The following is a 6,513-nucleotide window of genomic DNA, read 5'->3' as shown; positions in this document are numbered from 1 at the left end:
GTTACAAAATTTCGTTAATTGTAAACTGCTCGGCGCCACTCGTTCCAGGCCAGACAGGTCGCTTTTCGCAAATAGTCCTTTCTCCGCGCTGCCTCCCCGAAAATTTCCTGATTGTGAGCAGTCACCGTGGGCGATCACCATCAAAATTGGGAGTCCGGATTCCTGAGTGACAGCCGCAGGACTCTCTTGACACTCGGGATGTAAACCAGAGGGCCGTTTGTCGGCCCCCTTTCAAGTCTCGCGAAGCACGGACGAAAGGCATCTTTTGGAAGTCCCGCCGATGCCTCTGAAAGCTGCTATGTCAGCGAACCCAGCATCTTGAACGAGCATTTCAGCCGCTGTCTTAGGCTATAGCAAAAACGAACGACATGGAGGTCTCCAGCGCGGCCATCTGGCCGCACTTCAGACTTCCAGCCATTCAGCCGGTGCACACGCGGAAGGCCGGGGCGAAAATGGGAAGCGTTTGCTGGCTTGGTTTGGGGGCGGGGAATTGAGCGCCGTATGGTCATCTGGGAGAGCTGGGCTTCCCTTGTGGCAGGGTGAGGCGGTGGGTCAGCCGCACCAGTTGGGCTATGTCATGCGTAGGCTAGGGGCTGCGCCTAGAGGAGGGACGGGAGGTTAGGAGTCCTCCCGTCCCAGCAGCGCCTGACGCGCTCGCTCGAACTCAGTGGTCCCGGGGAGCAGGCGTACGACCCGTGGCTTACACCAAGGCTTGCCGGTCTTGTTGCCGGACGACCATCCTTCCGGCACACCCTTCCTTTCGGTACCCATTGTACGAACGCTCCGAAGTTGGACGAGGGTTAGCGCAGCCGGTGGGCGCCTGCGTCACCTTCATCCAGAACGGACCATCAGTGGCCGCCGCAAGCTGGGCAAGGTTCACACGGTAACCTGGGGCGTGTAACGGTTTCATGGGACGCTCGCGGCGGAATCGTAGGCGGCATACCAATACTAGGCGGCCAGATAACGACCTAGCACTCGCAGTTCATGTCAGTGCGACGGCCTGCCCGCACTTGCGTGCTCCCGGTGCCCCGAGGCCCGGATCACTTGAACCTACACGATCCACTTGAGTCGGGGAACTGGGGCACCGGCTACATCATGCCGGATAATGCCTACATCCAGTCCTTCAACGGGAAGTTCCGGGCGGAATGCCTGAACGCCCACTGGTTCCTGACCGCGAAAAGTTGGAGGAGTGGCGCAGATACTACAATCATGCTTCATAACACCCACCTGTCTATGTTGTTGAAGAAAATAGGCTTTGCTGATTGGGATGCGATCCCGTGGGGTATTTTGGGTTTTGCCGAGCACGGTTTACGAGTTGACGGGCCGCAGTTCTACAAAGTTCTTCCCGGCTGAATATCCATGGTCCTTCTGGCAGCGGGTGGATGCCTTCGATCTCCCCGGCTTCGGCGGCGATCCGGGGGGTCTTCGGGGCCACGCCGATTTGACGCGCAGCTTGGCTCAGGTTGAGCCACGGCGCTTCGCCGTCAGCGCTGGTGCGAAAGACAGGGATCCGGTGATGTGATCGCAGTGCCGTGACCCGCTCGCGTGTCCAGTACCGAGTGCCGCTTTAGGGCACTCTTTGGTTCAATGCTTGTGAGCGGCAAATCGCGCGATTTCCGCCAGTTCCTGCGCCAGCAGCAATTCCGCCGACTGGCTGTTCGCCAAAAGCGCACGGTGCAGGTTCGCCAGCCGGTCGACCAGCCGCTGCAGCCGCTTGCCGCGCCAGCGCATCAGTTGGGCCTGCAAGTCGCGCTCGTCTTTCCAGAAGATTCGGCGTGCCGCCTTTTCCGACTCGATCAGCCCCCGCACGTCACCGTGCGGCCCCAACTTCGCCGCTAGCTGGGCGAGCTGGGCGGCGCGGCGCTCAAACTGCAGCAGCAGGCCGACGGGGTTGATGTTCATCTCGCGAATGCGGCGCAGTTCGCCCGGCAACTTGGCAACCTCACCGGCGAGCACGGTGTTGACGATCGGCATCATGCCATCATCGCCAGTCGCCGCGCCGATCGCATCGAGCGCGGCAGCATCGGCGGTGCGTGGGTGCTCCTGGGCCGCGTCGAGAAACAGGGCTAGCTTGTTGATCTCGCTTTGCGCCAGCCGGGTATCGAGGCCCGAGGCGCGCGCGATGCGGTCGGCAATCGCGCCGTCGATCCGCAGCCCGGCGGCGCTGGCCATGTCGCGCACCGATCCCGCAACCGACCTCAGGTCAGGCGGCCAGAACATCGCAACCAAGGCATCCTTGCGGTCGGCCAGCAGCTTGGCGGTACGGCCCTTGTCCGTCGCGCCGGTAGCGACGATCAGCACCGGGCAGGCCTCGACCGTACTCGACACGTGGATTTCGACCGCCTCGGTCGCCTCGTCGCCCTGCACGCGGACCCAGATGTGGCGCTTGTCACCGAACAGCGAGGTCGAGCGCGCTTCGTCACCCAGCCGCACCGGATCCTTTTTGAGTTCGGCTCCGGTCATCTCGACGCGTTCGCCAATATCGCCCAGCAGACCGGCGATGCGGAAGGCGGCGTCCTGCGCCCCGGCCTCGTCAGGGCCGCAGAAAAAGAAGGTGCGCGCTTGTGCCGCCGCCTTGGGGGCGACCGTGTTGAAATCGCGCTGGCTGGCTTTCACTTGCCCGCTGCCGCGCCCTTGCGCAGCTGCAGGGCAATCTGCGTCACCATGCGGCTAGCGACTTCTTCCGCAAGGTTTTCGAGCGCCTTGTTCTCCGCAGCGATGGTCGCATATTCGGAGCTGACGACGTCGATGCCCGCATCCGCCCCGGCGGTCGCGTCCATGACAATCGCGCCTGAGGCGAGATCGACCAGTTGATAGCGTGTGCGCAGGGTGCGGCGTTCGCGGCCGATGGTATCGTCCGACAGCAAGCCAAGGCCTTCGAGCTTATCATCCAGACGCACGTCGAGCCGGTAGCGCGCAGCGCCTCCCGTGCCTGCTGCGCCAAGCCGGTCATTGAGCGCATTGCGCATCAGCCAGCCGGCGCGCCCCTCAATCGGTGGAACGTAGATTGCGGCAAGGCCCTGCGCCACCGCGCCCGAACCACCGCTGGCGTACATCGGCGTGAGCCCGCAGCCCGAAAGCGCGAGCGCCGCGCCAAGCACGAGGAGTGCCATGCGCGTCATGCGACGAGGTTCACCAGACGGTCGGGCACCACGATCACCTTCTTCACAGCCTTGCCATCGAGCGCACGCTGGACCTTCTCGGATGCGAGCGCAAGCGCCTCGACTTCCTCTTTGGGCAGCCCCTTGGCGACGGTCATGGTATCGCGCAGCTTGCCCAGCACCTGAATGGCGATGGTCACTTCGTCCTCGACCAGCAGGGCCGGATCGACCGCAGGCCACGCGGCATCTGATACTAGTCCTTCTCCACCGATTCCCGTCCATGCCTCTTCGGCGAGGTGCGGCATCATCGGGGCGACCAGCAGCAGCAATGTCCGAATCGCGGCCGAACGACTGGCCGAGGGCGCGGCCTTTTCGGTCACGGCGGTCAGTTCGTAAATCCGCGCCACGGCCTTGTTGAAACCGAGCGAGGCAATGTCCTGCGCGGCGGCGTGCACGGTCTGGTGCATCTTGCGATCGAGGGCCTTGTCCTCTCCTGTCGCTGCAGCATCATACTGGCCGAACAGCCGCCACAGGCGCTGGACGAAGCGAGCGCAGCCCTCGATTCCGGCTTCGGACCACGGCAGGTCGCGTTCCGGCGGCGAATCCGAGAGCATGAACCAGCGCACTGCGTCCGCGCCGTACTGGGCAATGATGTCATCTGGATCGACCACGTTCTTCTTGGACTTCGACATCTTGATGACGCGGCCGATCTCCACCGGCGCGCCGTCTGCTATCAGCGCCGCACTTTCCCCACCGCGATCGACTTCGGCCGGGCTGAAATAGACCGGCTGGCCGTTCGCGGGATCGGTGCGGCTGTACGTCTCGTGCGTTACCATGCCCTGAGTGAACAGGCTGGCAAACGGCTCGGCGAAATCGAGCTTGCCGATGTGCGCCAGCGCGCGGGTCCAGAAGCGGGCGTAGAGCAGGTGGAGGATCGCGTGTTCGATCCCGCCGATGTACTGTTCCACCGGCAGCCACTGTTTGACGACTTGAGGGTCGAACGGCTTGTCGCCCGGCTGGCTGGCGAAGCGCAGGAAGTACCACGAGCTGTCGACGAAAGTGTCAAGCGTATCGGTTTCGCGTGTAGCCGGCGCGCCGCATTTCGGGCAGCCAACATGCTTCCAAGTGGGATGGCGCAACAGGGGATTGCCGGGAACATCAAAGGTAACGTCTTCGGGCAGGACGACGGGCAGGTCCTTCTTGGGCACCGGCACCACGCCGCAGACTTCACAGTGGATGAAGGGGATCGGCGTGCCCCAATAGCGCTGGCGGCTGACGCCCCAATCGCGCAGGCGGTACTGCGTCTCGGCCTCGCCCCAGCCATCATGGACGGCCTTGGCAATCACCGCTGCCTTGGCATCGGTAATGGTCATGCCGTCCAGCCATTCGGAATTCACGATGCGGCCCGGGGCGGTATAGGCCTCGTCACCGTCGAAGGCCTCGCCGGTTTCATCGCCATCGGCGACGACGCGGCTGACCGGCAGTTCATACTTGCGCGCGAAATCGAGGTCACGCTGGTCATGTGCCGGGCAGCCGAAGACCGCGCCGGTGCCATAGTCCATCAGCACGAAGTTCGCGACATAGACCGGCAGGTGCCATGATTTCTTGAGTGGATGTTCGACCGAAAGCCCGGTGTTGAAGCCCAGCTTTTCCGCCGTTTCCAGTTCCGCCGCCGTGGTGCCGCCACGCTTGCATTCCGCGATGAACTCGGCAAGCTCGGGCACGGTTTGCGCCATCTGCTGCGCCACGGGGTGATCAGCAGCGATGGCAACGAAGCTCGCGCCGAACATCGTGTCGGGCCGGGTGGTGAACACCTCGATCCCGTCCGCCGAATCGACAAAGCTGAACGTGGCGCGCAGGCCCTGGCTCTTGCCGATCCAGTTCGCCTGCATGGTGCGAACCTTCTCGGGCCAGGTCTCCAGACCGTCGAGACCGTCGAGCAGGTCATCGGCAAACTGGGTGATCTTGAGGAACCACTGGTTGAGCTTGCGCTTTTCGACCAGCGCGCCCGAACGCCAGCCGCGCCCGTCGATCACCTGTTCGTTGGCCAGCACGGTCATGTCGACCGGGTCCCAGTTGACCGCCGATTCCTTGCGGTAGACGAGGCCAGCCTCATAGAGGTCAAGGAACAGCGCCTGTTCATGGCCGTAATATTCCGGCTCGCAGGTCGCCAGTTCACGGCTCCAGTCGAGCGCGAAGCCGAGGCGCTTTAGCTGCGCTTTCATGTTGGCGATATTGTCGCGCGTCCAGCCGCCGGGGTGGACGCCCTTTTCCATCGCCGCGTTTTCCGCCGGCATGCCGAAGGCGTCCCAGCCCATCGGGTGGAGCACTTCAAAGCCCTGCATCCGCTTGGCGCGGGCGAGCACGTCACCCATCGTGTAATTGCGCACGTGGCCGATGTGAATGCGGCCCGAGGGGTACGGGAACATCTCGAGCACGTAACTGCGAGGCTTGGCGCTCGCGTCGTCAGCTTTGAAGGTCTGCTGCTCGTCCCAAATGCGTTGCCAGCGCCCGTCGGCAGTTGCTGGATCGAAGCGTTCGGTTGTCATGGGCAGGTCTCGAAGGGTTTCAGCCGGGTCATAGGTTGCGCAGCATCCTTCGACAGGCTCAGGGTGAGCGGGCTTGGTCTATTGCTGCCTTTTGCATAGGTTTCAACGCAAACATCCGCCCATCCTGAGCTTGCCGAACCGAAGGCGACTGCAGGTCAACGATGTAGCGCTGCGCTCCGCGCTAACTGGGTCGGTTTAGTTGGTGACGGCAGAGCGCCGCAGATCACGTGCCCGGGTAAGGATGATGTCCTCAAGCTTCTGAACAGTGGCCGCCTGGACCGGGGCATCGACCCAGTTGCCGGCCTGCGAGATCTGGCGGCTGGTGGCGACGCGCAGGGCATCGGCGCGCAGATCCTGATCGAGGATTGTGACGGTCACCTTGACGCGTTCACCCGGGTTGCGCGGGTTGGCGTACCAATCGGTAACGATCACGCCGCCGTTGCTGTCCGTCTGGACCAGCGGCATGAACGACAGCGTGTCAAGGCTGGCGCGCCACAGGTAGGAATTTACGCCGATCGTGGTGACCTTGCTGGCGGCAAGATCTGCCTTGGGACGACTGTTCTTGCCGCAGGCGGTTACCGAGAGCGCGAGCATCAGCACGAGGCCGGCCTTTGCCATCATAGTCTTGGTCTTGCGGCTTGAAGCAGTGCCAGTCATCGTAACTCGGTTCCCGTCAAAATGATTGCGCCATGCCATCGGCCTTCCGCGCGTTTCGCCTCTATAACCGCGAGGCCGCGCGCGGCAAGCTTTGATGCGGCGCGCGTCTCACCAAGGCGGCACGCGGCTTGAACGCCAAGTGAACGGGATGCGGACTCCTATGGCAAGAGCAAGCTCTGGCCAGAGGCAAATGCGGGTGCCGGCGA

At 63.2% G+C, this 6,513-nt stretch carries 4 protein-coding genes and 1 pseudogene; 1 reads left to right on the top strand and 4 read right to left on the bottom strand.

Annotation, left to right across the window (positions count from 1 at the left end):
* Nucleotides 1-1,101: 1,101 nt before the first annotated feature.
* Nucleotides 1,102-1,208: pseudogene (locus tag WG900_RS10670) on the top strand (integrase core domain-containing protein); the annotation flags it as partial.
* A gap of 376 nt (nt 1,209-1,584) precedes the next feature.
* Here the strand turns inward: WG900_RS10670 and holA are convergent.
* The 4 genes from holA to WG900_RS10650 all read right to left on the bottom strand — a co-directional run bounded on the left by holA (nt 1,585) and on the right by WG900_RS10650 (nt 6,271).
* Nucleotides 1,585-2,616, bottom strand: coding sequence for a DNA polymerase III subunit delta (gene holA, locus WG900_RS10665; protein ID WP_339966966.1), 1,032 nt, complete (start codon nt 2,614-2,616; stop codon nt 1,585-1,587).
* Nucleotides 2,613-3,113, bottom strand: coding sequence for an LPS assembly lipoprotein LptE (gene lptE, locus WG900_RS10660; RefSeq protein WP_417597552.1), 501 nt, complete (start codon nt 3,111-3,113; stop codon nt 2,613-2,615). The genes holA and lptE overlap by 4 nt, the downstream gene beginning before the upstream one ends.
* Nucleotides 3,114-3,118: 5 nt before the next feature.
* Complete coding sequence (gene leuS / locus WG900_RS10655) at nt 3,119-5,650, bottom strand: leucine--tRNA ligase (protein WP_339966962.1); 2,532 nt, start codon at nt 5,648-5,650, stop codon at nt 3,119-3,121.
* Between the two features lie 195 nt (nt 5,651-5,845).
* Nucleotides 5,846-6,271 carry a DUF3576 domain-containing protein gene (locus tag WG900_RS10650; protein ID WP_417597567.1) on the bottom strand — a complete coding sequence of 142 codons (426 nt, stop codon included), beginning with the start codon at nt 6,269-6,271 and terminating at the stop codon, nt 5,846-5,848.
* Nucleotides 6,272-6,513: the final 242 nt, after the last annotated feature.

The sequence above is a fragment of the Novosphingobium aquae genome, from assembly GCF_037572715.1.
Lineage (GTDB): Bacteria > Pseudomonadota > Alphaproteobacteria > Sphingomonadales > Sphingomonadaceae > Novosphingobium > Novosphingobium aquae.
This window is presented reverse-complemented; position numbering and strand designations above follow the sequence as displayed.